This is a genomic window from Nostoc sp., from assembly GCF_036917235.1.
GTDB lineage: Bacteria > Cyanobacteriota > Cyanobacteriia > Cyanobacteriales > Nostocaceae > Nostoc.
Genome location: NZ_JBALDU010000103.1, coordinates 1 through 25,973 on the forward strand (window position 1 = coordinate 1; position 25,973 = coordinate 25,973).

21 protein-coding genes and 1 pseudogene are annotated in these 25,973 nt (G+C 41.9%); 10 read left to right on the plus strand and 12 right to left on the minus strand.

The annotated features are described in order from the left end of the window. Positions 1 to 69: 69 nt before the first annotated feature. The 6 genes and pseudogenes from V7K44_RS29450 to V7K44_RS29475 form a co-directional block, all read right to left on the minus strand. Positions 70 to 1,695 (minus strand): MotA/TolQ/ExbB proton channel family protein, encoded by a 1,626-nt coding sequence (locus V7K44_RS29450; protein ID WP_334937049.1) that lies wholly within the window; start codon positions 1,693 to 1,695, stop codon positions 70 to 72. Positions 1,696 to 1,726: 31 nt separating this feature from the next. Further along, complete coding sequence (locus tag V7K44_RS29455) at positions 1,727 to 2,074, minus strand: hypothetical protein (protein WP_334937051.1); 348 nt, start codon at positions 2,072 to 2,074, stop codon at positions 1,727 to 1,729. 285 nt (positions 2,075 to 2,359) lie between these two features. Continuing rightward, positions 2,360 to 2,800: a hypothetical protein gene (locus V7K44_RS29460; protein WP_334937053.1), complete on the minus strand. Its 441-nt coding sequence runs from the start codon at positions 2,798 to 2,800 to the stop codon at positions 2,360 to 2,362. A 67-nt stretch (positions 2,801 to 2,867) separates the two neighbouring features. After that, positions 2,868 to 3,557, minus strand: a complete 690-nt coding sequence (locus V7K44_RS29465) for a hypothetical protein (RefSeq protein ID WP_334937055.1) — start codon at positions 3,555 to 3,557, stop codon at positions 2,868 to 2,870. Between the two features lie 92 nt (positions 3,558 to 3,649). Continuing rightward, a pseudogene (locus V7K44_RS29470) lies at positions 3,650 to 4,378 on the minus strand (Uma2 family endonuclease). A 22-nt stretch (positions 4,379 to 4,400) separates the two neighbouring features. After that, a complete protein-coding gene (locus V7K44_RS29475; protein ID WP_334937112.1) occupies positions 4,401 to 5,045 on the minus strand; it encodes a restriction endonuclease subunit R in 645 nt (214 codons plus the stop codon). Between the two features lie 232 nt (positions 5,046 to 5,277). Here V7K44_RS29475 and acs point away from each other — a divergent pair, with 232 nt between their 5' ends. The 5 genes from acs (at position 5,278) to V7K44_RS29500 (ending at position 11,381) form a co-directional block, all read left to right on the plus strand. Next, complete coding sequence (acs, locus tag V7K44_RS29480) at positions 5,278 to 7,251, plus strand: acetate--CoA ligase (protein ID WP_334937057.1); 1,974 nt, start codon at positions 5,278 to 5,280, stop codon at positions 7,249 to 7,251. A gap of 333 nt (positions 7,252 to 7,584) precedes the next feature. After that, a complete protein-coding gene (locus tag V7K44_RS29485) occupies positions 7,585 to 8,265 on the plus strand; it encodes a tetratricopeptide repeat protein (RefSeq protein WP_334937059.1) in 681 nt (226 codons plus the stop codon). Positions 8,266 to 8,438: 173 nt separating this feature from the next. Continuing rightward, on the plus strand, positions 8,439 to 9,626 hold the full coding sequence (locus V7K44_RS29490) for a nucleotide kinase domain-containing protein (protein WP_334937061.1): 1,188 nt from the start codon (positions 8,439 to 8,441) through the stop codon (positions 9,624 to 9,626). A gap of 41 nt (positions 9,627 to 9,667) precedes the next feature. Continuing rightward, positions 9,668 to 10,174 carry a DUF1643 domain-containing protein gene (locus tag V7K44_RS29495; protein ID WP_334937114.1) on the plus strand — a complete coding sequence of 169 codons (507 nt, stop codon included), beginning with the start codon at positions 9,668 to 9,670 and terminating at the stop codon, positions 10,172 to 10,174. Positions 10,175 to 10,424: 250 nt separating this feature from the next. Continuing rightward, positions 10,425 to 11,381 (plus strand): nucleoside triphosphate pyrophosphohydrolase family protein, encoded by a 957-nt coding sequence (locus V7K44_RS29500; protein WP_334937063.1) that lies wholly within the window; start codon positions 10,425 to 10,427, stop codon positions 11,379 to 11,381. A gap of 346 nt (positions 11,382 to 11,727) precedes the next feature. Here the strand turns inward: V7K44_RS29500 and V7K44_RS29505 are convergent, their stop codons facing one another. The 4 genes from V7K44_RS29505 to V7K44_RS29520 all read right to left on the minus strand — a co-directional run bounded on the left by V7K44_RS29505 (position 11,728) and on the right by V7K44_RS29520 (position 20,293). Next, positions 11,728 to 16,998 carry an nSTAND1 domain-containing NTPase gene (locus V7K44_RS29505; RefSeq protein ID WP_334937065.1) on the minus strand — a complete coding sequence of 1,757 codons (5,271 nt, stop codon included), beginning with the start codon at positions 16,996 to 16,998 and terminating at the stop codon, positions 11,728 to 11,730. Next, entirely contained in the window at positions 16,974 to 18,305 is a 1,332-nt protein-coding gene (locus V7K44_RS29510) for a P-loop NTPase fold protein (RefSeq protein WP_334937067.1), read from the minus strand. Before V7K44_RS29510 ends, V7K44_RS29505 begins: the two co-directional genes overlap by 25 nt. Positions 18,306 to 18,962: 657 nt before the next feature. Beyond that, on the minus strand, positions 18,963 to 19,820 hold the full coding sequence (locus tag V7K44_RS29515; RefSeq protein ID WP_334937069.1) for an SDR family oxidoreductase: 858 nt from the start codon (positions 19,818 to 19,820) through the stop codon (positions 18,963 to 18,965). Positions 19,821 to 20,062: 242 nt separating this feature from the next. Continuing rightward, positions 20,063 to 20,293: a hypothetical protein gene (locus V7K44_RS29520; protein ID WP_334937071.1), complete on the minus strand. Its 231-nt coding sequence runs from the start codon at positions 20,291 to 20,293 to the stop codon at positions 20,063 to 20,065. Positions 20,294 to 20,700: 407 nt separating this feature from the next. Here V7K44_RS29520 and tatC point away from each other — a divergent pair, with 407 nt between their 5' ends. Next, complete coding sequence (gene tatC, locus V7K44_RS29525) at positions 20,701 to 21,495, plus strand: twin-arginine translocase subunit TatC (RefSeq protein ID WP_334937072.1); 795 nt, start codon at positions 20,701 to 20,703, stop codon at positions 21,493 to 21,495. Between the two features lie 258 nt (positions 21,496 to 21,753). On the opposite strand, the gene V7K44_RS29530 is transcribed toward tatC, so the two are convergent. Continuing rightward, a complete protein-coding gene (locus V7K44_RS29530) occupies positions 21,754 to 22,311 on the minus strand; it encodes a hypothetical protein (protein WP_334841426.1) in 558 nt (185 codons plus the stop codon). Positions 22,312 to 22,446: 135 nt separating this feature from the next. Continuing rightward, positions 22,447 to 22,755, minus strand: a complete 309-nt coding sequence (locus V7K44_RS29535) for a DUF3067 family protein (RefSeq protein ID WP_334937074.1) — start codon at positions 22,753 to 22,755, stop codon at positions 22,447 to 22,449. A 229-nt stretch (positions 22,756 to 22,984) separates the two neighbouring features. Between V7K44_RS29535 and petC the strand changes: the two genes are divergently transcribed. The 4 genes from petC to V7K44_RS29555 all read left to right on the plus strand — a co-directional run bounded on the left by petC (position 22,985) and on the right by V7K44_RS29555 (position 25,973). Further along, the gene (petC, locus tag V7K44_RS29540; RefSeq protein ID WP_334937076.1) at positions 22,985 to 23,524 is read left to right on the plus strand and encodes a cytochrome b6-f complex iron-sulfur subunit; all 540 of its coding nucleotides are present in this window, start codon (positions 22,985 to 22,987) and stop codon (positions 23,522 to 23,524) included. 98 nt (positions 23,525 to 23,622) lie between these two features. Further along, a complete protein-coding gene (petA, locus tag V7K44_RS29545; protein ID WP_334937116.1) occupies positions 23,623 to 24,624 on the plus strand; it encodes a cytochrome f in 1,002 nt (333 codons plus the stop codon). Positions 24,625 to 24,749: 125 nt separating this feature from the next. After that, positions 24,750 to 25,817 (plus strand): SDR family oxidoreductase, encoded by a 1,068-nt coding sequence (locus V7K44_RS29550; RefSeq protein WP_334937078.1) that lies wholly within the window; start codon positions 24,750 to 24,752, stop codon positions 25,815 to 25,817. A 30-nt stretch (positions 25,818 to 25,847) separates the two neighbouring features. Beyond that, complete coding sequence (locus tag V7K44_RS29555) at positions 25,848 to 25,973, plus strand: hypothetical protein (RefSeq protein ID WP_334937080.1); 126 nt, start codon at positions 25,848 to 25,850, stop codon at positions 25,971 to 25,973.

Sequence of the window (25,973 nt, forward strand, 5' to 3'; positions counted from 1 at the left end):
CTATTTTTTCTCGAAGATCGACAGAGTAGGACTTCATTTAAAAGGATTTATATTTTAATCTAGTGTACCTCATAATAGACGCAAGTGCTGTAATCCATTCCGTTGGTTGCCTAGTGTCCCCTCAAGTAAACTGTTTTGTTCTTTAAAGAACATTTGTAAATTCGCTTGATATTCTTGGCGGAATCTGGTTAGATCATCTTCTACTGTTTGACGAGTTGCTGTAAGTTTTGCGTCGATATTTCCTAAAGTAGCCAAAAGATTATCCTTCGCATCATTCATCAATCCAGAAGCTTGATTACCCACTGTTTGTAGAGTATTCGTTTGCTCATGGAAGGTTGTATTTGCTTGGGTGAGAATATGGATAATTCCAGTCCGAGTAGCTTGAAGCATCTGTTTTTCTACTGCTGCGCGTTCTTGTAGTGCTGTTTGCAGTTCTTCTCGAATTCCTTTGAAGGTAGCAGCCGCTTTTTCTGCACTTGCTTCAAAAGCACTTCGCTGGGCTGTCATTCCTTGAATACTTTGGTCTACGGCTCGATTAATTTCCTGTCCTGTTTCTTGTAAAACACCTCTTGTATCTGTTTGAAATTGATTTAAAGTATCTCCCAAATTGTTAGCAAATCCCTGAAGTTTTACCAAAGTTTCATTTTGAAAGTTCTCAATTGTCAAGATGGAACTTGCCAAACTTTGAGATATACCACCCAATTCTCTATGCAGTGTTAGCACTGCGGTCGAAGCTTGCTGTGTTAACTCTGCACTTCTATCTAGTCTATCTGCAATCGGTTCGAGTACTTGAACTCGCAGATCCTTTATGAGTTCTTCTAAAACTTTCTGTCCCTGATTTTCTTGGAGTTCTCGTAGTTGTTTCTGCTCTTTTAAAATTGCTCGCAGTGCTGGTAAGATAGCACTTTGCACTTGCTCTCCTACAGCTTGACCAATACCTTGGGCTGATAACTGATTTAAACCTGCAAACTGTTCTGCAATGCTCTTACCTACAGCTTGACCAATACCTTCTGCATTTAGCTGCTTTAACCCAGTCAAGTTTTTTGCTACAAGACTAAGTGCCTCAGCTACTTCATGGTTGGCATTATCTGCTGTTTTTAAAGTAGCGATCGCATTGAGTTTATGGCGTAAACTATCACGCCGTTTTTGCCGTCCCGAATCACATACAAACAAAACTAAGGTGAATACACTACCAGAACCAAGCCCCATCATGGAAGTGGAGAAAGCTGTTTTCATTCCCATCAGTAGCTCTTTACTGGCAGTTATCAGTTCGTTGGTATCTTTTGTAGATAAATTGATTCCTTGGAGTCCCTGTTGTATACCATAAAAGGTTCCTAAAAGCCCAATAGCAGTACACAAAGTTATTACGAAACGTAGGGAACTACGAGGTATGGGGTGGGCTAAGACAGATGGATACTTTATCAGTATGAAATTACCATCTTGCTGTTTGAATCTACTAGAGTCATCGGTTCCTAGATGGCCTTTTAACCATTTGCTAACTCTGTTTGAAAGTTTTAAATTTTTACCCTTTTTCAAATTACTCAAAAATTTAATTGCGGCTCCAGTTGTGCCACACTCTGAGAGCCAATATTGCCATAATGTGTAAAGCTCGATAATAGTTGCAACTACTAACACAAAAGCAATTACCCAATGAAAAGGTTCGTTATGCCAAATAATGCCCCAAACTTTTGCCATTTCGACGCTGTACCCCTCTTGTTTATTTTGGTTATATCTTTTTAAATTGCTCTAATTCTTTTTCCGCAAGAACTTCTTGAGCTACCCGCATTGGAAGATGTTCTGCATACAGGCGGTTTCCTATAGGTTCCCGCAGACGTAAGCTATAAACTGGCTCACCTTCTGCCTTTTTATCCTCAATTAGATAAACCTGTTCTGGTGCATAGCTTCGCAATAAACGTACCTGCAAACAGGTTTTTAAATCCCGTGAAGAAATAGATAGGGGTGAATCTTCTCCAAATAATTCACGAGCTACTTTCCAAGCATGGTTAACCGCCACAATTTCGTTAACCAATTTTTCCACCGAGGGGTAAAATAGTTTTGCAGTTTCACTAATCAATGCTTTTGACCTACTTGCCTGAGCTTCAATAGGTCTATAATTCCCAAAAGGGAAACTTATTTAACTTTTATTGGTAAAGCTATTTTGATAAAAGGGGTTTTTGATGCCAAACTGCTCTTTGGACGTTGAAAAAATGTAGAGTGTTTTATCGCCGTTACCGCGTTAGCATAAAGCACCAAAAACCTAAAATGGTGCGTTACGGAAGCCGTAACACACCCTACAGCTACAAAAGTTTTATTGCGAGCGATCGCACTAGCTGTTATTGGTTCCAAATAATTCCAAATTTCACAAAATATCTGCCAACTTTCCCACCAGAGTATTTGCTAAATCCAATAAACTGATATCATCTGTATTAACACTATTTCCTTCACCAGTTAGCAGATTTTTTACAGCAGATAGCCTGTCATCTACTTCAGAAATTCTCCAAACTTCATCTAAGTTTACTGCAAAATCAAACAGCGATCGCTCTCCTAAATGCTCTCTTACCCTAACAGCGACACTATCATTACTTACCAGAAATTCTTTAATAGTATCTAATTGAAAATTACCTAATATTTCATCATGTCCCCACGTTTCTAGCCAGTCTCCCTCCACATCCTCAACGTAAATATTGACAAAATCAACCCCATAAGTTAGCCAGTTCTGCTGCATTTGTCGCGCCGTTGCTAAAGCTTCAGCAAATGTATCTACTTGATTGTTGCAGGGAGTTTCTCTTTTATTAGCCATAGAAGCTGTAATTAGCACGTAAGTATGTAGGCTAGACACAAATCTGAAATACTAAATTCCTGAAATTTTACGAAAATTTTAAATATTTGCCACCAGAAAGGTAATCACTGTTATACAGGGCCACGTTGACTAACTGGTTCACAAAATTAGTATCCTTGGGATTGTAACTTAAGAACAATCCTCTCTCTATTTCCCACGATCGCAGTGTATTTTGCCAAGCTTGGTACTTTTGTTGATTGAGTTCTTCACTAACACTAGTAACTTGAATGCACAGTGGTTGATTGTTCCGACTAACAATTAAATCTGTTGCCATTGAAAGGTCGGCTATATAACGCTGCCAAAAACTACCTTCTCGCTGAACAATATCTTGGGCTATCGATCTAATGATATCATTATCAACTTGATTAAATTCACCTGCCATCAATTTTTGTTTCCAAATATAAAATTTGGAGTCACTTGCATTAAACCATCTGGGAAAGAGATAACCATACCAATATCTCTCAATCGGCGTCATTTGCTCGAACTTTGCTTTTTGTTCTTCTTCTGAAGGTAAGGATTTGATTATCAGCCAAATACTAGAATCCGTAATTACCTCTAGCAGAAAGGCAATGACGAAGGGTTTTGCAGTCAGAGAACCTGGCTTGATATCTTTTACCCAACGATTGATTTCATCTAATCTTCTCGCTAAATTATGATCTACCGAGGAAGCTTGCTCGATAAGGGACTTTAGCTTATCCTTAATCTCTATTGCTTGCAAACTATGCCCTACTTTCAGAAGATAACGCTTTTTTTACACACCAATAACTAAATCTTAACTTGAAAGTGTACTCAATTAATTTCCTGATGTCATCAAATATTCTCTAAGTCGATGCCCTGTGTGCGTAATACCTCCCGCAATCGAGCCAGTTCTTGCTCTGCTTGTTGGGCGCGTTCTTCTGCCTGTTCGGCACGTAAACGTTCAAGTTCCGCCAATTCTTATGATGATAGTATTAATTGATTTTCAGTAGTGAAGAATCTTAATTTACCTTCATAAACTCCTAAATAAAGTTCTAACTGCTGACTCCACAAACGTCCATCAGTGGTTACTTGGATTTCTTGATACTTATCATCAACTAAATGAAATCCCTGAAGTTCCATTGTTACAGGATCAAACCAGAAATAATCTGGTGTACGGAAGGTATCTTGGTAAACTTGTTTTTTTAAACCTTTATCAACTGCTGTCGTTGAACTTGACAAAATTTCCACAATCAAGTTGGGATATTTGCCGTCTTCTTGCCAAACTACCCAACTCTTACGGTCTTTTTTCTGGGTTCCCAAAACTACAAAAAAGTCTGGGCCGCGGAAATGTTCTGATTTTTTCTGGTTAGGACTGTAGTAAATCGTCAAGTTGCCAGAAGCATAAAAATCTTGCCTTTCTCGCCACCATAATTTGAGGATGCGAATCAGCAAATCGATTTGCTCACGGTGTAAATCGCTTTCCAAGGGTGGCTCGTAACTAAGTAGATCGCCAGGAGGAAAAATTACTTCTTCCTCTGAAATATTATCAGAGATTAATTCTAAAGTAGCAGGTTCAGACATCAGCGATCGCTCCGCAATTTATTTACTGAAAATTCGCTAATTTGCAGATGGCTTTGAAAACTTGCAATAACTCTATTGCATCAGGAGATTCGTTTAAACTTAATAGTGGCATTAACTGATAAGTTGGCTGCTCCTCACGTCTTAAATGAACAAATTGATAACGCAGTCCGTTGGTCGCCAGTCCCCAAACAGATGTTTGTTGCTCTAAACTCTTAAAAGCATAAGTAAGTAATTGAGGTAAACCTTCACCAACTTCGACTGCACTATTTTTAGTTTCAATCACTACAACCCAAAATGGCGGCGCAATCTTACTTTGAAAACTGTTGATTGCTAAAATATCCATCCGTCCGGTAATTCTTCTGTCTTCATCTTCAACTGCGATCGCAATGCTATCTTCCATTGTCAACTTAATCGGCACATCGTAAAACCCTGCTAACCGCATTAGTGGGGCAATTGTTAAAAATTTAACTAACCCCTCAGAAATTTTACCTGCTGAGAGATAACGACGGAAGTCATTTCTGATTCGCAATAAATCCTGTTGTTCAAACTCTGTTAACGATTCTAAATTTAAGAAATCAGCGAAGGAAGCATTGGAAAGCTCTTCCAGTTTAAGAAAGCGATGAACATCGTTGAGAGATAGGCTGCTAGCTTCGACGGTGAGCGTCATAGTTTCAGGCATTATTTGTCCAGACTACTTATATTTTGCAACATTCGCGGTAGATAGGCTGCAATGTAACGTCTTTACATTTCTTGAGCGCTTGCTTTTAGTAGATGAAAATGAATGTAAACTAAATAACTCGGCAATTTCCACCTAGCTTAACGAAAATCTAAACACCGTCTAGCACAACTAGGCTAAGAATAGTTTTTAGTAATAATAGCGATCGCACTCATAACTAACCATGTCTGAACCAAATATCGAATCAATCCTCCAAGAGAATCGTCTCTTTCACCCTAGTTCAGAATTCTCACAGAACGCCCATATCAAGAGCCTGGAAGACTATCAACGTCTCTATGACAAAGCCAAAGCCGATCCGCAGCAATTTTGGGCAGATTTGGCTGGAACAGAATTAGAATGGTTCCAAAAATGGGACACTGTGCTAGACTGGCAACCACCTTTTGCTAAGTGGTTTGTTGGGGGAAAGACTAATATTTCTTACAACTGCCTTGACAGACATCTCACTACTTGGCGCAAAAATAAAGCAGCCTTGATTTGGGAAGGAGAACCAGGTGATTCGCGTACTTTGACTTACGCCCAACTGCACCGAGAAGTTTGTCAATTTGCCAATGTATTGAAGCAACTGGGTGTCCAAAAAGGCGATCGCGTTGGTATTTATATGCCGATGATTCCCGAAGCTGCGATCGCGATGTTAGCCTGTGCCCGAATTGGCGCACCTCACAGTGTGGTATTTGGTGGTTTTAGTGCCGAAGCTTTGCGCGATCGCTTAATCGATGTTAAAGCTAAATTAGTAATCACGGCTGATGGTGGTTGGCGCAAAGATGCGATCGTTCCTCTAAAGGAACAGGTAGACAAAGCCTTAGCTGATGGTGCTGTTCCCAGTGTAGAAAACGTCCTAGTTGTCAAGCGCACCGGACAAGAAACTTATATGCAGTTGGGTGGACGCGATCATTGGTGGCATGATTTGCAAAAAGGAGTATCAGCAGATTGTCCCGCTGAACCGATGGACAGTGAAGATATGCTGTTTGTCCTCTACACTTCTGGCAGTACGGGCAAACCGAAGGGTGTAGTGCATACAACTGCTGGTTATAATCTGTATACCCATATCACCACTAAGTGGATATTCGACCTGCAAGACACGGATGTATATTGGTGTACTGCCGATGTCGGTTGGATTACGGGGCACAGCTACATTGTCTACGGCCCGCTTTCCAATGGTGCAACCACGATAATGTATGAAGGTGCGCCCCGGACTTCTAATCCTGGCTGCTTCTGGGATGTAATTGAAAAATACGGCGTTAATGTTTTTTATACTGCACCTACGGCAATTCGAGCATTTATTAAGATGGGAGAACAACATCCCAACGCGCGAAACTTGTCTTCGTTGCGTTTGCTGGGAACCGTTGGCGAACCGATTAACCCGGAAGCTTGGATGTGGTATCAGAAAGTAATTGGTGGCGATCGCTGTCCAATTGTGGATACTTGGTGGCAAACGGAAACCGGCGGTATCATGATTACACCGCTACCAGGGGCAATTCCCACCAAACCCGGTTCCGCAACTCTTCCCTTCCCTGGAATTATTGCAGATGTCGTGGATTTGGAAGGAAACACCGTACCCAATAATGAAGGCGGTTATTTGGCGGTGCGACATCCGTGGCCAGGAATGATGCGGACAGTCTACGGCGATCCAGAACGCTTCCGCCGCACCTACTGGGAACACATTCCGCCCCAAGATGGTAAATATACTTACTTTGCTGGTGATGGCGCAAGACAAGATGAAGACGGCTACTTCTGGGTAATGGGTCGTGTGGATGACGTACTGAATGTATCAGGACATCGACTCGGTACAATGGAAGTAGAATCAGCTTTAGTTTCGCATCCAGCGGTTGCAGAAGCGGCAGTAGTGGGTAAACCTGATGAACTTAAGGGTGAAGAAGTCGTTGCTTTTGTGACTCTAGAAGGCACTTATCAGGGAAGTGAAGAACTGATTAAAGAACTCAAACTGCACGTCGTCAAAGAAATTGGTGCGATCGCACGTCCGGGAGAAATCCGCTTTACAGACGCTTTACCCAAAACGCGATCGGGTAAGATTATGCGGCGCTTGTTGCGGAATCTAGCTGCGGGGCAAGAGGTATCTGGAGATACTTCGACATTGGAAGATCGGAGTGTATTGGATAAGTTACGAGAAGGCGCGTAAATAATTTCAAGTGAGTTTAGTAGGGTTGCACATATATGCATTGGTGTCAACTTAAGCCGAAAACTAACTATATTGGGTAGGTGTTTTATACATCACGCCCTCATCCCCTAACCCCTTCTCCCAAGGGAGAAGGGGAATTGAATCTCTAGCTCCCCTCTCACGGATGGGAGAGGGGCTGGGGGTGAGGGCAAAACGTTGTCACCAAGCGGGTTTCACGTAAAATTGACACCAATGACATATATGCTGCACTTACCGTCTGTCTTGTGATGCATTACGCGCTAACGCAGGCCAATTTATCATAAAGATTAGAACATTATTGAGGCATTCAGGGCGATGAAGGTGAAGTGCAAATCCAAATCAGCATTTGTTCAACCTATTGGCTGCATGATGCTGAGTATTATCAGTGTAATAGGAATATCACCATTAGTGTTAGCGGTTCCTGGACAAGTTTCTTTGCATTCGTCAGAACAGTCTGCACAGAGACAACCACAAAGAGTAGCACAAGCTTCAGGTACAGATGCACCAGAGCGATCGCAACTCCTGCAACAAGCCAATGGTTTATTTAGTCAGGGAGACTTAACAGGTGCAGAGGAAAATTTACGCAAATTAATTAAAAAGTTCCCAGAAGATGCTTTCGCACACTTTCAGCTGGGAAATGTGCTTTTTAAGCAAAAGAAACCAGAAGATGCAATTAGCTCCTATCGAGAAGCCATTCGCTTCCAGCCAAAATACGCTCTAGCTTACAATGCGATCGGTATTGTTTACGCAAGCCAAAGTCGCTGGGAAGAAGCCATTACTGAATATAAAAAAGCTCTGGAAATTAATCCTAATTATGGCGAAGGGCTGACTAATTTTGCACTAGCATTGTGGCAAACAAATAAAAAAGATGAGGCGCTATCTTCTTTAGAAAAAGCTTTAAATATTTTCAAATCACAGAATAGAGGTGAAAAAGTTAACCAAGTAGAACGAATTTTAAAAGAGATCAAAACTGCTGATCAGCCTGGTGTTTCCTGAAAATCATATTATTCAGTGGATAAAAGTTAAAAAGAGTTGCTGCGATCGGCTTTAGGGATACTTTGCCAGAAATGGTCTCGGATACGAAGATTATGCGACAACTGCCGCATAATCTTCGCTTATGAATAAAGAATAGGTTTGAAACTGATGCCGATAAACCAGGAGAACCGTGTATGCAAGTAAGACAAGAAATTTTTGATACTTATTGGCAATTTGCTGCTATGCGCCAGGAAGTATTTTTCAACAAAATTAACAACTTACCACCACCGTGGACGAGTGATCCAATTATTAATACTTATAAATTTTGTAATGCATATCGAGCAAGCGATCGCGTTTCACAATATCTGATAAAAAATGTAATTTACGATGATAAGAGGAGCCAAAATCAAGAAGAAGTAATTTTACGGATTCTACTATTTAAAATCTTTAATAAAATAGAAACATGGAAATACTTAGAAAGCAAAATAGGAGATTATATTAGACTGTCTAATTTCGACTCAAATGTATACTCAGATATATTACAAGAGGCTATGAATCTTGGATATGTCATTTACACTAGTGCATATATGTCTTGTGCCAGCAAAGAGTTTGGTTATGATAAGAAGCACCAGAATCATTTGGCATTAATTGATAAAATGGTTGTCCAAGATAGAGTAGATAATCGCATAGTCAAAGCCAAAAAATTTGAAGATGTTTTTCAGATTATTCAAGAATATCCATTGCTAGGTAAGTTTATGGCTTACCAATTAGCGACAGATATTAATTATAGTGAAATTATCAACTTTGACGAAAACAGTTTTACTATAGCAGGGCCAGGAGCCGAACGTGGTATCAACAAGTGTTTTGTTAATACAGATGGTAAAACATATACTGATCTCATTCATTGGATGACTGAAAACCAAGAGAGAGAATTTCAACGGTTAGGCTTAAATTTTCAATCACTCTGGGGTCGTCCGCTACAGGCTATAGACTGTCAAAATCTTTTTTGTGAAGCTGATAAATACTGCCGAGCAGCATTCCCTGAACTAAAAAGTAATCGGAAAAAGATAAAAGCCAAATTTACTTCAACACCTCAACCAATTGATTATTTTTATCCACCTAAATGGCAGATTAACGATAAGATTCAAGAAAGTTTAGCACAGAGATTACCACAAGTAGAACTTCCTAATTTGCAACTACTGAATAATAGTGATTGTCAGCAATTATCTTTAGAATTAGATCATCTATTAAAAACAACATCTGAAATTCCAGATAATCTATCAAGACAAGATAAAAAGCATGGGCAAAAAACTCAGAGCAAAAAATTAAAAGTTTTGCAAAATTTAGATACACAAAAATCACAACAATTGTGTTTATTTTAAGGTTTTATACTATATAAAATTCAATAGCAATTCAGAATAAAATATATGAAAAAAAAGGATATGTCAAGTTCGATAGCACTAGAAAATATCGCTATTTACTACGGCGTAAATGGAATGAAAATTTGCCGCAAGTTACCTTTGTGATGCTTAACCCAAGTAAGGCCAATGAATACGAAGATGATCACACGCTCACTAGATGTATTAGCTTTACCAAGTCTTGGAAAAAATATGGTTCTCTTGAAGTGGTTAACCTATTCGCTCATTGTGCAACAGATCCCGATGAGCTTTTTCAAGTAGATAATCCTGTGGGTATAAAAAATGATTGCTATATTCAAGTAGCAACAAAACGCGCTGACTTAATTATTTTGGCATGGGGTGCGAGTGAATATCTCAAAAAAAACCGTGGTCGTGAGGAAAAAGTGCTAAGTCTAATTTCTGGTCAACAACCTCTTCACTGCCTAAAGCTAACAAAGGAGGGATACCCAAACCATCCGGTACGTCTTCCAAATAATTTAAAACCAATTATTTTTCCTAATTCTTCCTTATAGACATATAGCACTTCTAGGTTGTGTGGAATACAGACCTAACCTCCAAGCCCTTCCCTATGACTGAAGAGGAGCAAGTTTCAAAGCCTCTCTCCTACAAGAAGAGAGGTCAGAGTTTATTGCATCCAAATGAGAAGCACTATAGCTTAATTCAAAACTCTAATGGCAATACTTTTTAAGACTCATCAGATTTATATTTGATCTTTACCATAATAGCTAGAATCAACAACTTTGAAATTAAATGAATTTCATTATGAATTTTTCTGAGTATCAAACACAAACACTGAATACAGACCAAATTCCTGCTGTGGAAGGTACTGAACTAATCATACCGCTACTAGGTTTAGTTGGTGAAGTTGGCTCATTAATGACAGAGTATAAAAAACATTTACGTGACGGTGATGCACACAAACTATTTAAAGAAGGCATCGCGGAAGAATTGGGAGATATGCTTTGGTATATTTCCAATTTAGCAAGTAAATTTAACCTTAATTTGGAAGACATTGCGGAAGATAATCTGAAAAAGTGCCATGATCGTTGGGGATGGAGAGATTCAGCACAGATAGATGATAAAGCTACAACCTACATATTCGACAATGACTTCCCTGAACATGAAACTTTACCACGAAAGTTTGAAGTAGAAATTACGGAGGTAAGCAAAGATAACTCAATCAAAATGAAAGCATTTGTCAACAAACAACAAATTGGAAATGACCTCACCGATAATTCATATACAAGTGATGGCTACCGTTTTCATGATGTTTTCCATTTTTCCTATGCCGCAGTTTTAGGTTGGTCAGTTATCACTCGTAGTGTGCTTAAACGTAAGCGCAAAAGTAATTCTAGTATTGACGAAGTTGAAGACGGCGGCCGTGCAGTAGCTATTGAAGAAGGTATATCTGCACTTGTATTTAGCTATGCCAAAAATCACGGTTTCTTAGAAGGAATTTCAACATTAGATTACCAACTATTGAAGACTATCAAAAATATGACATCCCATTTAGAAGTTTCTCAATGTTCGTTGGGTGATTGGGAGAAAGCAATTCTTATGGGCTATGATGTCTGGCGGCAGGTAGAGAAAAATCGAGGAGGAAGGGTAGTCGTTGACCTTGATGCACGCTTGATAAGCTATTTAAAAGATTCTAGTCTGCATTTATCCTCTGTGGAAATAAAACATTCACTTAACAATATCTTGCAGGAAAAAAAATGAGTGTTTGGTCATCACAAACTTTGAGTTCTCGTCTTCCTAGTACGGCAACAAAGTTTGTTAGATTTGCTGAACAACTCAACGCTTTAGGAATTGACCCAGAAATATTGGATTAGGAAATATTCTCATCTATCAATATTACATCTTCATATATTTCTACGTAGGCGTAGCCCGCCGTAGGCATCGCACAACGAAAATCAACGCTAGCTACTGGTTGAGTTGGTAGAGTCGATATGTACGACTATTTCTTCGGATTGCCGTAGGATGAGAGCATCGGTACGGGTTCTATGAATAGTTCTTTGGGACTTAACTCTGTTAGGGCTATTGGTTCACTTAACAACTATGCAGCTTAAATGCCGATTAGCTTAGAACACAAGGCGCGATCGCTTTTCATTACCTTCTGGTTAGTCTGCAAATAATCATGTAGCAAATCGCAACCCCGCGCCAGTAATTTATCCAGTTGGATATCTGCTAAGTCTCGGAAAATTACTGTGCCATTGCCACTACCCGCAGCCAGAGTCTTGCCGTCATGGCTGAAACTGACGCTGGTTAACTCATCTTTATCGCCTTTCAAAGCTATCAGCAACGTTCCTTCTCGGTTCCAAATCCTCACCTTGTCATCACTGCTAGCTGCCAGAGTCTTGCCATCGGGGCTAAAACTGACACTGATAAAACTATCGCCATCGCCCGTGAGATTATTTAGCAACTGACCGTCTCGATTCCAAATCTTCACTGTGCTATCAATACTAACTGAGGCAATGCTTTGACCATCAGGCGACCAAGCAACCCCATTTACCCGGCGGCTATGACCAGTTAATGTGTATAGCAATTTACCCTCTATAGTCCATATTTTCACGGTTTTGTCATCACTAGCTGAGGCTAGCAACTTACCATCTGGGCTAAAGCTTACCCAATTCACTGCTTCTTGATGTCCCTGCAAGGTGTTAAGCAGTTTTCCATCGGCACTCCAAAGCTTCACCGTTTTATCTTTACTAGCCGAGGCAATTACTTGACCATTAGGCGACCAAGCTACACTCAAAATGGCATCATTATGACCTTGTAAGGTGTTGAGCAGTTTACCGTCACCACTCCAAAGCTTCACCGTTTTATCTTTACTAGCCGAGGCAATTACTTGACCATCGGGCGACCAAGCTACACCCCAAACTTGACCCTGATGCCCCGTTAATATACGCAGTAGTTGACCGTCTCGACTGAAAAGTTTTACAGTTTTGTCTCGGCTTGCTGCTGCTAAGGTGCGATCGCCTGGGCTAAAACTAATGCTAGTTATCCAGTCATCATTATCGGCTTTGGGCTTTCGCAGTAACACATCATCCCAATGCCAAAGTGTAATAGTTTTGTCTCGGCTGGCGGAAGCAAGGGTGCGACCGTCTGGGCTGAAACTGACACTGTTAACCCAATTATTATGTCCCTTCAGGGTTCCCAGCAGCACACCTTCAGAACTCCAAAGTTTGATTGTCTCATCGGTACTTGCAGAAGCGATCGTGTTACCATCACGGCTAAAACTGACGCTGGTAACTCCAGCACTGTGCCCCGATAAGGTTCGCAGTAGCTTCCCGTCCAGATTCCACAGCTTGATTGTCTGGTCTAAACTAGCAGATGCAATTATTTTCCCATCGGGCGACCAAGCTACACTTTTGACTGCATCCTCATGTCCCTGTAAGGTTTTGAGCGGCTTACCATCGCGACTCCACAGTTTCACCGTCTTGTCAGCACTCCCAGAAGCTAAGGTTTGACCATCGGTTGACCAAGCGACACTTAATACTGCACCATCATGTCCCTGCAAAGTTTTGAGCAGCTTACCATCGCGACTCCACAGTTTCACTGTTTTGTCTGTACTCCCAGAAGCAATAACCTGACCATCTGGGCTGAAACTAACACTATTTACCACACCCTGATGCCCTAATAAGGTTGCAAGCAGTTGACCTTCTCGACTCCAAAGTTTTATCGTCTTATCTTGACTGGCGGAAGCAATGATTTGACTATCTGGGCTGAAACTGACGCTATTAACTACATCCTCATGCCCCGACAAGGTTTTGACCAAGCTACCATCAGGACGCCAGAGTTTGATTGTAGTATCCGCACTGGCTGAGGCAATTAAAGTGCGATCGCTGCTAAATGTAGCACTATTTACGCCAGATATATGCCCGTCCAAGCGGTTATATTCTCTGACCCCTGAAACAGCTTGATAAAGCGCCGTCTGTACTTGCTCTCTTGTATTGGAATCTACCCAGAGTGTTTGTTGTAATTTTCTCCCTGCCTTTAAACTTTCTTTTAAGGCATCAATACCTTTTTGCGAGGCAAAGAGGGCTTCACTGGATGCACTGAGGGTTTTAATTTCGCTATCTACTGCTGTCACTATGGAAACACTTAATCCGAAGATGGCAAGAACAGAAGCGGTTAGGGCAATTTTCAGCGAACGATTTAATTGAGCTTCACTAAGTCTTTGTTTCTTTTGACTTTCTGCAAGTTTAGCTGTTAACTCTTTTTCTTTAAGTTCAGCTCGTAATTGCTCAATTTCTAACTGACTTAATTCTTCCCGCTTGTGTAATTCTCGTAATTCTGTTAATAAGTCTAATCCCTGTTGGGGATGGGGAGCTACCAATTTGGAACGCTGCTTATTTTGACTAAGTTCGCTCTTGAGTCGCTCAATCTCAGCTTTACTTTGTTCTACTTTGTAGCGTAACTGATTTAGTTGTACCTGTAAGCTCGATTCTTGTTGTTGCAGGTAGCGAATCAAGTCTACTAAATAATCGTGAATCAGTTGATAGCGTTCTGGGACATCAGGGAATAGTACCACTAAACCGGAGCTAACTAAAATTTCTAAGACTAACTCTAATTTGTCAGCATCTTCTAATTCTGATAGCTGCGACGCTAACTCAGCACGAGTTTTAAAAGGTCGGTTGTTACTTTCATCTGTTAATAAGTATAAGACAAGTAACGCGGCTCGTTCATTTTCTGGGCCGCAGTCTTTAATCAGTTCTTTAATATATCGTTCGATGAGTTTATTCGGTCTATATGGCTGATATTCCTCTAGTGTAGTAATGCGTTCATCTTGAATTTGCGCTCCCACAACTTGTAATTCAATGGGGCGGACTTCTCCAAATTCTGTGGATAAATCTTCGATTAAGGCATCAATTAAAGCGGGTTCTAAATTAAACTGCGATCGCTCTGTCAATTTTCGGATAATTGCTTTAGCATATTCTGGCGAAAAGTTATTCAACTGATAGCGGATATGCTTGTCGAGAATATTATTATTAATCGCTTCCAGTGCCGAGAGATGTTTAAAGTCTAATAACCGATGTAAATAATCTTCTCGCAAGGAAAGGATGACTTTGACAAAGGGTATATTTAGACAATCGCTAATAAATTTATCAAACTCTTGCTTTTGATTGCGATCGCTATAACCAAAGAAAAATTCTTCAAACTGGTCAAAAATTAAAACTGTGATCAAATGGCGATCGGCATTTTCTTGGAGTTGTTGTAAAATGCTACCGATGGTGAACGATATACCAGAGTAAGGTAAAGCCTCCGATTCAATGGCTGGTTCTAGCTTAATATCAGCATAAATCGCCAGGGATGCATCACTAGACATCGCCTCACTTAAAGATTTTCCTAATTCCCGTGCCCAATCGGTATAAACTTGCAGTACCACAGGCACGGCTATTTGATCGCCAATGGCTCGAGTTTGCAGTGCTGGAACTAAACCCGCCGTAACGGTGGAACTTTTACCCACCCCTGATTGACCGTGAATCACCGTCAACTTTTGATCGGCGCGGCTAATTCTGCCAATTAAGTTATTAATATCACGCTCTCGACCAGAAGCGGCAATTTCTAAAGCAACGCTACTACTCCCAGAAGGTGACATTAATGCTGGATTAGTCGCCTGTCTTTGAGGTTGCAAGCGCCCTGCACCAATAAAAGCCCGAAAACCATACTGTTGCTCAACAGAACGGCGTTTCTGTCGAATGTAATAGGCTTCTAAATATCGCCCTTCTTCAAAGTAGAGCGATCGCAGTCTCCGCAATAAGCGAATATAACGATGAGCATCGTATTGATGGGCACTGCTTTCTAAAGCTGCTGGCAGTTCTTTTGTCGCCTTATCTAAGTATTCACGAGCGATTACTAGCTCACCTAAATTTCGCTGTGCTTTGGCTAAAACTAAATAGTAAATTTGTGCCAATAATAATGGAAAGAAGCAGTTATAAGGGTCGTTGTGCTTTTGCGCCTCACCTAATTTCAGCAGTGATACGTGTGCTAAGATACTCGCCTGTACCCACCGCGACTGCTCCACAGCCACTTGTGCCAGAAAACCGTAGTCACAAGCTAATTGGATTTGACTACCATAAGTTTGATGTAACTCCAGAGACTTTTGAGCAACAGTCTGCAATTCTTCCCACTCTTGCAGATATTGCAAAACCTCAGCAAGTTGATTAATAAATCCAGCAACTATATCCAAACGCCCAGCCACCTGCAAGATATTTAAGCACTGCTGAAAATAAGATTTAGCAGTGTACCAATGGCGGCGGTTTTCTATTTGATTTTGCTCTGCAAAACGGCAATAACACAGCCCAATATAAAACAGCAAAATTCCCTGTCGCAACAGTAGAGGAGATGGGCGATTAGGAGGCGTAGACGAAGAAAATACCCCCTCATCCTCCCCTGCTCCCTGGTCACTGAGCGTAGCCGAAGTGCTGCTCCCCTGCTCCCCGGTCACTGAGCGTAGCCGAAGTGCTGCTCCCCGGTCACTGAGCGTCTTGCCCTGAGCGCAGTCGAAGGGAGCCGAAGTGCTGCTCCCCTGCTCCCCTGCTTCCCCTCTCTCCACTAACTTTTGCCAAACTTGCAAGCTTTGCTGAAAATGGCTTAAACCTGTATTGATGCGATCGCTAATATAATTATCTAGACCAAAAACAAACTCTAAACTAGCGTGTAATTCTGGCTCTAAGGTAATACCACGATTGTGCAACTCTCGAATTGCAAAGTGGAGTTCATAGCTATGTTCCCAGACTTGCTCGACAGTGGAATAATGCTTTGCGACTTGAGGAGGTTGGTGTTGTGCAGCATCGGTTGATAACACCGTAGCAAATAAAGAGTCAGTTTCCTGTTGCAGAAATTGCAGCAGTGATTGAGTTGTCATTTCAAACCGAATCGGTGTAGCTGCCCAACTAGCAAAATCTGGTGCTAAACGGACTACCTTTTGCAACACTTCCTGATTCATCCAGACAATCATCGGAAATGGGTGGCGTTTGCGAAATTCATCCCGAATATGATTAATAGACCTCAGAAAATCGTCGAGTCCATCTACTGACTCTAAACCCAAAATCATCAACGCCGATGGCGGATTAGCTTCGGTTAGCAGTTGTAAATGAATACTTGTGTACAGACTTCTGGCATTATGCGGCAGAATTACCTTTTGAATATGGTGTACACCTGAAGAGAGTTCTTCGAGTCGTTGCAGCATAAGTTCTTGCAAAACTCGATAATTGCAGCACACCAAAACCAGGGAGAATTGACCGCTAGAAAGGGTAATTGCTCTCCCCAAACTCCGTAAAGCACGCTCGTTAGCTGCTCTGATATCTACTTGTGGGTGTCGTTCAACCATGATTTAAATTTTTCCGTCTCCGCTAAAACTGGGTTGACGGCAAACCAAGCTCCTTGATGATCGCGGTATTCAAATACAAATAGACTTCGCAAAAGGGTATGGTATTCTATATCACCTCTGACTCGTTGCTGTTGCACCACCTGAAAGATTAGTTCCCACTCATGGGGGTCGATAGCGTTAGCTCGGTAATCCCGCTGTCTTTGAATCACCAGTTCGACACATTCCCGATCAAAGGGTGGATCTTGTTCTCGCAGACAGTCAAACAGTAAACCTAGTAAGTCGCGTACATGACCACCACTAATCAGGCACAATCGATCTAGGGTTTCCAAACTATCAAACACCTCTGTAATTAAGCCTAACCGATCGCTAGGTAAAATGTCTGGAAAAGCTCTAGCTAGCACCATTTGCCGCATCATTGCTAGCCCTTGCGGAAAAATCTCTCCAGAGCGCAAACGTACAGGTATCATCGGTAGCATTTTTGGTGCAACTCCACCCCCCAAACGATGCTGAAGTTCGGCGCTATCGTTAGAGAAAGTCAGGGCTAGAGGAATAGTGTAGACTACATGACAATTCAGTTTGCGTAACTGTTCGCCACGCTGAATAAATAAGTATTCTGGCAGCGATCGCCCCGATGGTAAAGGTCGAATTGCAACTCGATCTAAGTTATCAACAATCACCACCAATCCTTTTTTACCTCTGGTTTTTAGTTCCTTGGTGGCACGTTCTAACAATTCTTGATTAATTGACTGTAAAATGTTTGCTGTTCGCGGTTCTAAATAATCTCTTAACCGCCGCCGCAATTGGGGACTTTCTTTAGTTTTAGCTGTAATTTTGGCAATTCCTACAGACAACTCTGCTTCTACTCCAAGGTCAATTGGCGTTTGCAAAAAATCGACAATTTCACCAAACAACTTGGTAAAGTAGGTAGGTTTGAGCCTAATTTTCATCGCTTCTAGGCTTTCACTCACCTGTCCAGCGATCGCTAACAAAACATCAGTCACATCCACGTCGGCCATTTCTAAGACATGGGTTGACTCAAAGTAAACTACGTGAAATTGCTGCACTTCTAACTCAGCTTTGAGGCGCAACAATTCCGTTGATTTCCCACAACCGAGATGTCCTGTAAACAGCTGACAGGTTGGTATATCTGGCGAAATTCGAGCGATCGTCCGCTGCAAAGCTTCAATAATCTTGCCACCCCGCACCGCAGCAAAATCAATATAGTACCTGCGATCGCTAGCATTTCCTATAATTAGAGGTCTGCTCGGATTGCAAGCCTGATAAAATCTTTCTAAATCTAGGAGCATAACTAATCAAGTTCACTCAGGAATGGGGATGCAAAAATTTACTAGATAAATATATTGAGTTTAGGTAATTTATGCCTTATTTTAATCAAACTATTAACTAAACTAGCAGCTATTCAGGATAATTGTTTGTATCTCTGTTCGATATAGCACATATTAATGGTAATGTTTTAGTTAAACTAAGCAGAAATACTACTATAAGTACAAATAGCAAAAATATCTAATATCAAATAAGGTACTCTTATGAATATTAAAAATATCCAACACAAAAAAAGGTACTGTTAAGTACAGTTTTGTAGCTCTCTCGAACTTATTATCAGCTTGATTTATTAACGAGCTTTCGGCAATTTTACAAAATAATAATCTACAATCCTTGTAGCATAAGGCTTTTAACCAAAACGTTGCTTAAGTAAACTTGAGTTAAAAGTTACTTTTTGACTAGATTTTGCTTTTCGTTCTTAAATCAGCACGATTTTGTGAATGAAAATCACGATTTTATTAATGAAAATCACGATTTTGTGAATGAAAATCATGATTTTATTAATGAAAATCATGATTTTGTGAATGAAAACCATGATTTTATTAATGAAAACCATGATTTTGTTAATGACAGACTTTGCATTCAGAGTGACGACCTGTGAAGTATTGACAATCAGTAATCTACAGCCCCATTGAGTATAAAATTATCTTGTCATGTAGCTTGTCAGGCAAAAGATGCTTTAGCAGCGCTCCAATTTTGGCATCTTGTCCAACAAGATAACGTGTCTTTGGTTGTTTTGCAGTGAGTGCATGGACAACAGTCTGAGCCACAATATCCGCAGAAATTCCCTGAGATGCGAGAATCTGCATTTTCTTGCGGACAATATTCATCGCTTGACCATAAAGATTTTGTGCTGATTGTGGTAGATCGTGCTGTGCTACTTCAGATTGACTTAGGGATTTTTCCCAAATTGGGGTAGCAATAGAACCAGGTTCAATAATTGAAACCGAAATTCCCCAAGGTCGTAACTCCATCCGCATCACATCAGTGAGTGCTTCCAAGGCAAATTTTGATGCATTGTAAGCTCCTAAGAACGGCGTTGGACTTCTACCAGCAATGGAACCCATATTGATAATTCGACCCCGACTTTGGCGTAAAAGACCAAGAAATGCTTGTGTCACAGCTAATTGTCCGGTGACATTAACCTGCATCTGGTGTTGAAATTCAGCGATCGCTAATAATTCTAACGGCCCAGGGACAGCAATTCCGGCATTATTCACTAAACCTAAAATTCCCGCACCACCAACTGCATTTGTTACCATATCAACCGCATCTGCGATCGATTCAGCGTCAGTAACATCTAAAAAAATCGGAATCAGCCTTGGCGATCCTTTCTGTTTAAGTGTCTGAGCATCAATATCTTGACGCACTCCAGCAAAAACAGAGAAGCCCAACTGGTCTAAAAGCAAAGCAGTGGCTTGACCAATTCCTGTTGAGGCTCCTGTAACCACTACTGTACGTTGATATTCTACAACCATTAATTTTCTTTGATGATGGGGCTGTCTTCAGGAGGCAGAAGGCAGAAGGCAGGAGGCAGAATTAACCCATGCTTAAAAGCGTGGAACTTAGGTTGTGGAAGCTTTGTATCGCACTTCGTGCCACGATGCTAACGCACTGCCAGTCTCAATACAATTCTTCTTTTTAAACTGGGTTATTACCCATAACTAAAGTTTTCATTCATACTTCTTCCCTCCTGCCTCCTGCCTCCTGCCTTTTTTTATCAATCCTTGCAAGTACCAAACCGAAGGCAATCTTCAGTTTGGTCATCTCTAGCCGATATTTGCCACGGCAAAATGCGTAACTGAGCATTTGTACTGTAAGCAATTAGCGCAGCTATTGTAGGAAACTGGTTTTTAACAATTGTCACGTTACTACTAGAAGTATTGCCTAGCTCAACATTGTATAAATAAACAGGCAATGCCATGAGGACAATGCAAATTATCCGGTTCATACCCAACCTCAGTTAACAATTTCCGATTACGATATGTATAGATGCCACCTTGACGAACCGGATTTTTAAAACTGAGTATTAAATGTTGATGTTGTGTGAATTTATGCAGCGCTACTAGCCGCAGAGACGTGATTTATAAATTATCGGTTCCACCTTTTTTTAGGTTAGGCATTGCCTACAAGATGGCTTCCTACTAACTTATGCAGATGCAAACCCAAAAAACAGGACAAAAAACCCACAGCACTCAAAAACATATCTTAGTAGCTGCATTCCCCAGATAAAATAATGAAGAATGCTGAGTCACCGAAATGGTCGATGACCGACAAACACTCATGATACAAGCCCATAAATAAATTTAGGGTATTGTTAATTTTGAATTTTGAATTTTGAATTCGGAGCGAAGCGACGTGACGCCTTCACAAGACGTAGATACTGTAAACGTTCCTAACCTCGACCCAGAAGGATATGGCAACTCAGACACCGATCCTCTTGATGAGTTGCCTGGTGAAATCGAAATGTCCCTTTTCGACCACCTAGAAGAGTTGCGGCAACGAATTTTCTATTCGTTGATTGCCGTAGCAGTGGGCATTATTGGCTGTTTCTTTGCCGTTAAGCCAATTGTCCAGTTACTTGAGGTTCCAGCACAAGGAGTAAAATTTCTCCAACTTGCACCCGGAGAATATTTCTTTGTCTCCCTGAAAGTGGCAGCTTACACTGGCTTCGTACTTACTAGTCCTTTCATTCTTTACCAGATTATCCAGTTTGTGCTTCCAGGACTGACTCGCCGCGAACGCCGTATAGTGGGGCCTGTAGTTTTGGGTTCGAGTGTGCTGTTTGGAGCGGGTTTAGTATTTGCCTATTTACTTCTTATCCCCGCAGCCTTGAAATTTTTCATCAGCTACGGAGCAGATGTAGTCGAACAACTTTGGTCAATTGATAAATATTTTGAATTTGTGTTGCTACTGTTATTCAGCACTGGTTTAGCATTTCAAATTCCCATTATTCAACTGTTGCTCGGTAATTTGAACATTGTCTCGTCAGAACGGATGGTTTCTGGTTGGCGTTACGTGATTATGGGATCGGTGGTTTTAGGAGCCGTCCTGACGCCTTCTACTGACCCCTTGACTCAAAGTCTCTTAGCAGGAGCAGTTTTAGCACTTTATTTCGGCGGTGTTGGACTAGTGAAGCTCACAGGTAAATGACATCTGAAATCGGTAAAAAGATTTTCAATCTTAGTTTGTGAGCAAATCTTTTTCCAAGCCCCAATGATTCGTAATTCGTAATGAAACCGATAGCGCAGCATTAGCGACTATTTAAGCGTCGGGTCAAAGTCTCCGAATTTTAAAGATTGTACCGTTATGGGCAGATGGGGTCTAAATGTTTATTCATAACGAATTACGAATTACGAATTGTTAATGTATGCCAGAGATGATAAATAGTTACCTAATTATCAAATAGAGTTAACCATCTTTACTTAACTCAAATAGACTTTTCCCATTAGCAAGAGGCAAAACATAAGCAATCTCACCTAGCTCGGCTTTCTCTGTGCCAAAAAATGTACCTCGATGCTCAGGAGTGATTAGCAATTGAGTTGTTTTTGGAGTTGATACGGAACTAATGGATATCTCTACATAACCCCGTAACTCAAAATTTGCCTCTTCTCGAAGTTTTTTATTCGTAGCATCCGGTTGCAGAATAAATAAGCCTGTATCATTAGCATTGATAGGAAATGTAAAGCGTGATTTCTGTATACCTCCTGCGCCCTCAAAAACACTGCTTACAGGGCCATCTACACCAGTGGTATCCAAAACGGTGAGGATTTTTTTAGGATCTAGTCCGGGCGTTCTGGTTGTAACTACAAGTGAGAGAAATACGAGTTCATTAGTGACATTGGCAATCGTAAGGAAATAGCCTTGGAGAACTTTTCTTGCTAGTGGGCTAAGTTCAGGTTCTTTATCTGTAAGCTTTTTTGGAAGTTGAGGCTTAAGAAGAATTTCAAATGTTGAGATAAAAGCCATTTGTTTTTTCCTTAAAAACGTGTATTTTTTCTTACCTTACCAATAGGTAAAAGGATTATACAGGACGTTATGGTATTTTTGAATAAAAAATACTGTAATTACTTAGAAATTTATTAATGTTAATACAATAGCGGGTCATAATATCCATTCCGAAGAGCGTTCGCCCAAATCTAGAGGGATGCTAACAGCTTTGCCGAGTCGGGGGCGATCGCGTGTTTGAGCAATAAAAGTTTCTACCTGTGTTGATCCACCCAAAGCATGAAGATAATTGGCAATGCTATCGAGATGTTCTTGGTATTCCGCCTCACTCAAGGGAAAAGAAGCTTGCTCCAGATATTTCCACATTACTTGCAAAAATATCTTTCCCTGTGCCCGCCGAAACTGGACATCATAAGAATATCCCCACTTATCAAGCAATATCTGACGTAATTCCTGTCCTGTCATAGCTTTTCTCAATCAGATTTTACATTTAGTTATGATGTTAAGTTCCGTGACTCCAGTATGATAAGGATATAAAGAAATGTAATGCTAACAGAAAAGATGCTTTTTATATCTTGGAACAAAGAATTATGGCATCGTTGTGAGCGCTAGCATTTCGACTTAGACAAGAGTTGCTCAAGTACTAGTACTTTTGTCAAAATGCTTAACAAAATACACAAAGAGCGCGTAGATTATGGCTCAATTTTCTGAATCAGCAGACGTGCCCGATATGGGGCGTCGTCAGTTCATGAATCTGCTCACTTTTGGGACTGTCACTGGAGTAGCTCTGGGTGCATTGTATCCCGTTGTCAAGTACTTTATTCCACCAGCAGCAGGTGGCGCAGGTGGCGGTGTAACGGCAAAAGATGAGCTAGGTAACGATGTTAGCGTCACTAAATTTCTTGAAAACCGGAATGCAGGCGATCGCAACCTAGTCCAAGGGCTAAAGGGAGATCCTACCTATATTGTGGTAGACAGCAAAGAGGCGATCAAAGATTATGGCATTAACGCCATCTGCACCCACTTAGGTTGTGTAGTCCCTTGGAACGTTGCAGAGAACAAATTTAAATGTCCTTGTCATGGTTCCCAGTATGACGAAACTGGTAAAGTTATTCGGGGCCCAGCACCCCTATCTTTACCTTTAGCCCATACCAACGTAAACGACGACAAAATCGTTTTAACCCCTTGGACTGAAACCGACTTCCGCACAGGTGATGCACCTTGGTGGGGTTAATAATTTTGTCTTTAGTCATTTGTCCTTTGTTCAGGGCTTAATGACTAATGACTAATGACCAATGACTAATGACTAATTCAATTGTCGCCCTTATAGAGATGAGAAATGTTTTCCTAACAGCGAGGTTAACTCGCAGTGCTAGAGCGATTGTAAAAACATTGCTCATAGCGATCGCTACTGTGACATTTTACTTCACCAGCGATCTAGCCCTTCCCCAATCAGCTGCCGCCTATCCTTTTTGGGCACAGCAAACCTATCCCGAAACCCCCCGCGAACCAACAGGGCGAATTGTTTGTGCCAACTGTCACCTAGCCGCCAAGGTTACAGAAGTGGAAGTTCCCCAATCGGTGCTACCTGACACTGTATTCAAAGCCGTGGTGAAAATCCCCTACGATCTAAGCGCCCAGCAAGTTGGTGCCGATGGTTCTAAGGTTGGCTTGAATGTCGGTGCAGTACTGATGCTACCCGAAGGCTTTAAGATTGCTCCTGAAGACCGTCTTTCCGAAGAACTTAAAGAAGAAGTTGGCGACACTTTCTACCAACCCTACAGCGAAGACAAAGATAACGTCGTCATCGTCGGACCTTTACCTGGCGAACAGTATCAGGAAATCGTCTTCCCAGTTCTTTCTCCCAACCCCGCAACCGACAAAAACATCCACTTCGGTAAATATTCAGTTCACGTAGGTGGTAATCGGGGACGCGGACAAGTTTATCCCACAGGCGAAAAGAGCAATAACGCTGTTTACAACGCTTCTGCTACTGGCACAATTACCAAGATTGCCAAAGAGGAAGATGGAGACGGTAACGTTAAATATCTAGTCAACATCCAACCTGAATCGGGTGATGTTGTCGTTGATACGATTCCTTTAGGGCCAGACCTACTTGTTTCCGAAGGGCAAGCAGTTAAGACTGGTGATGCTTTGACCAGCAACCCGAACGTCGGTGGATTCGGTCAAATAGATGCAGAAATCGTACTGCAAGATGCATCAAGAGTTAAATGGATGATTGCGTTCACCGCTCTTGTAATGTTGGCTCAAGTTATGCTTGTGCTGAAGAAGAAGCAGGTTGAGAAAGTTCAAGCTGCTGAAATGAATTTCTAAATTCTTTGCTAAATTATTACTTGTAGGACAGGCATCTTGCCTGTCTTTTTTAACGTTAGTTATACGAAGCCTGGAAATTTGGGGCTGAGGATTGCTATAGAAAATTTCCCTACTGGAGACACGACATGGATGGGACAGCCTTAGTTGTGGGCGCGAGCGGCATCATCGGCAGCAATCTTGCGAGAGAACTGATCGCGAATGGGTGGACGACCTATGGGTTGGCCCGAAATCTTAAAAAAGGCGTGGAAGGGTTACGCCCTGTTGCTGCCGATCTGCTCGATCTAGCTAGCCTGAAAACTGCGCTGTCAGACATCGCCCCGACGCATATCTTTATCACGACGTGGATGCGTAATGCGACCGAGGCCGAAAATGTCAGGGTCAACGGCACGATGGTTCGCAATCTGCTAGATGTTCTGTCACCGAAGGACTCAGTGCAGCACGTCGCCCTCGTCACCGGCCTCAAGCACTATCTCGGGCCATTCGATGCATACGCCAGAGGCGGATCGCTGCCAGAAACTCCATTGCGCGAGGAGCAGCCCCGACTCGACATCGAAAATTTCTATTATGCTCAGGAAGATGAGGTCTATGCCGCCGCAGCCCGTGACGGTTTCACCTGGAGCATTCATCGCCCTCACACTGTCATTGGAAAGGCGGTCGGCAATTTGATGAACCTCGGCACGACGCTAGCCGTGTATGCCGCGATCTGCAAGGAAACCGGGCGTCCGTTCCGCTGGCCAGGTTCTGAAGCGCAGTGGAAGGGCATCTCCGACATGACCGACGCGCGGGTGCTGGCGAAGCATCTAGTCTGGGCAGCGAAGACCGAAGCGGCCCACAACGAGGCGTTTAACGTCGTCAATGGCGACATCTTCCGCTGGATATGGTTGTGGGGGCGGCTGGCTGACTGGTTCGGCATCGATCCCATCGGCTTTGACGGCACAACCCACCCGCTCGAAGCCGAAATGGCGAATGAAGGTGCTGTCTGGCGCGAGATCGCAAAGCAGCATGACCTCGCCGAGCCGGATCTGAGCCGTCTATCGTCTGCATGGCACACCGATCTCGATCTTGGGCGTCCGATTGAGGTTATGACTGATATGTCGAAGAGCCGCAAACTCGGCTTCTCCATATACCAGAAAACAGACGAGTCGTTTTTTGACCTGTTCGAGCAACTACGCGCAGATCGGTTGATTCCGTAGAACCTGGGTGGATGGCACTGGTAGCGTTTTATGGGTGCCGAACGACAAGAACTCGGACTAAGCAGCGATGTCTACGACGGGCTACGCCTACGCAATCTGGAATTGTTTGGTGATTTCTCAGCCTCCCAGTTATGGCGATCGCATTTCGAGCGATAG

What these genes read in the sequence shown, in the direction of transcription:
- V7K44_RS29530 (WP_334841426.1), bottom strand. Translation starts at nt 22,311, where the DNA reads ATGGCTTTTATCTCAACATTTGAAATTCTTCTTAAGCCTCAACTTCCA.
- V7K44_RS29500 (WP_334937063.1), top strand. Translation starts at nt 10,425, where the DNA reads ATGAATTTTTCTGAGTATCAAACACAAACACTGAATACAGACCAAATT.
- V7K44_RS29550 (WP_334937078.1), top strand. Translation starts at nt 24,750, where the DNA reads ATGGATGGGACAGCCTTAGTTGTGGGCGCGAGCGGCATCATCGGCAGC.
- V7K44_RS29535 (WP_334937074.1), bottom strand. Translation starts at nt 22,755, where the DNA reads ATGACAGGACAGGAATTACGTCAGATATTGCTTGATAAGTGGGGATAT.
- V7K44_RS29510 (WP_334937067.1), bottom strand. Translation starts at nt 18,305, where the DNA reads ATGCTCCTAGATTTAGAAAGATTTTATCAGGCTTGCAATCCGAGCAGA.
- V7K44_RS29450 (WP_334937049.1), bottom strand. Translation starts at nt 1,695, where the DNA reads ATGGCAAAAGTTTGGGGCATTATTTGGCATAACGAACCTTTTCATTGG.
- acs (WP_334937057.1), top strand. Translation starts at nt 5,278, where the DNA reads ATGTCTGAACCAAATATCGAATCAATCCTCCAAGAGAATCGTCTCTTT.
- V7K44_RS29485 (WP_334937059.1), top strand. Translation starts at nt 7,585, where the DNA reads ATGAAGGTGAAGTGCAAATCCAAATCAGCATTTGTTCAACCTATTGGC.
- V7K44_RS29460 (WP_334937053.1), bottom strand. Translation starts at nt 2,800, where the DNA reads ATGGCTAATAAAAGAGAAACTCCCTGCAACAATCAAGTAGATACATTT.
- V7K44_RS29475 (WP_334937112.1), bottom strand. Translation starts at nt 5,045, where the DNA reads ATGACGCTCACCGTCGAAGCTAGCAGCCTATCTCTCAACGATGTTCAT.
- V7K44_RS29505 (WP_334937065.1), bottom strand. Translation starts at nt 16,998, where the DNA reads ATGGTTGAACGACACCCACAAGTAGATATCAGAGCAGCTAACGAGCGT.
- V7K44_RS29515 (WP_334937069.1), bottom strand. Translation starts at nt 19,820, where the DNA reads ATGGTTGTAGAATATCAACGTACAGTAGTGGTTACAGGAGCCTCAACA.
- V7K44_RS29555 (WP_334937080.1), top strand. Translation starts at nt 25,848, where the DNA reads ATGGGTGCCGAACGACAAGAACTCGGACTAAGCAGCGATGTCTACGAC.
- V7K44_RS29520 (WP_334937071.1), bottom strand. Translation starts at nt 20,293, where the DNA reads ATGAACCGGATAATTTGCATTGTCCTCATGGCATTGCCTGTTTATTTA.
- petC (WP_334937076.1), top strand. Translation starts at nt 22,985, where the DNA reads ATGGCTCAATTTTCTGAATCAGCAGACGTGCCCGATATGGGGCGTCGT.
- V7K44_RS29490 (WP_334937061.1), top strand. Translation starts at nt 8,439, where the DNA reads ATGCAAGTAAGACAAGAAATTTTTGATACTTATTGGCAATTTGCTGCT.
- petA (WP_334937116.1), top strand. Translation starts at nt 23,623, where the DNA reads ATGAGAAATGTTTTCCTAACAGCGAGGTTAACTCGCAGTGCTAGAGCG.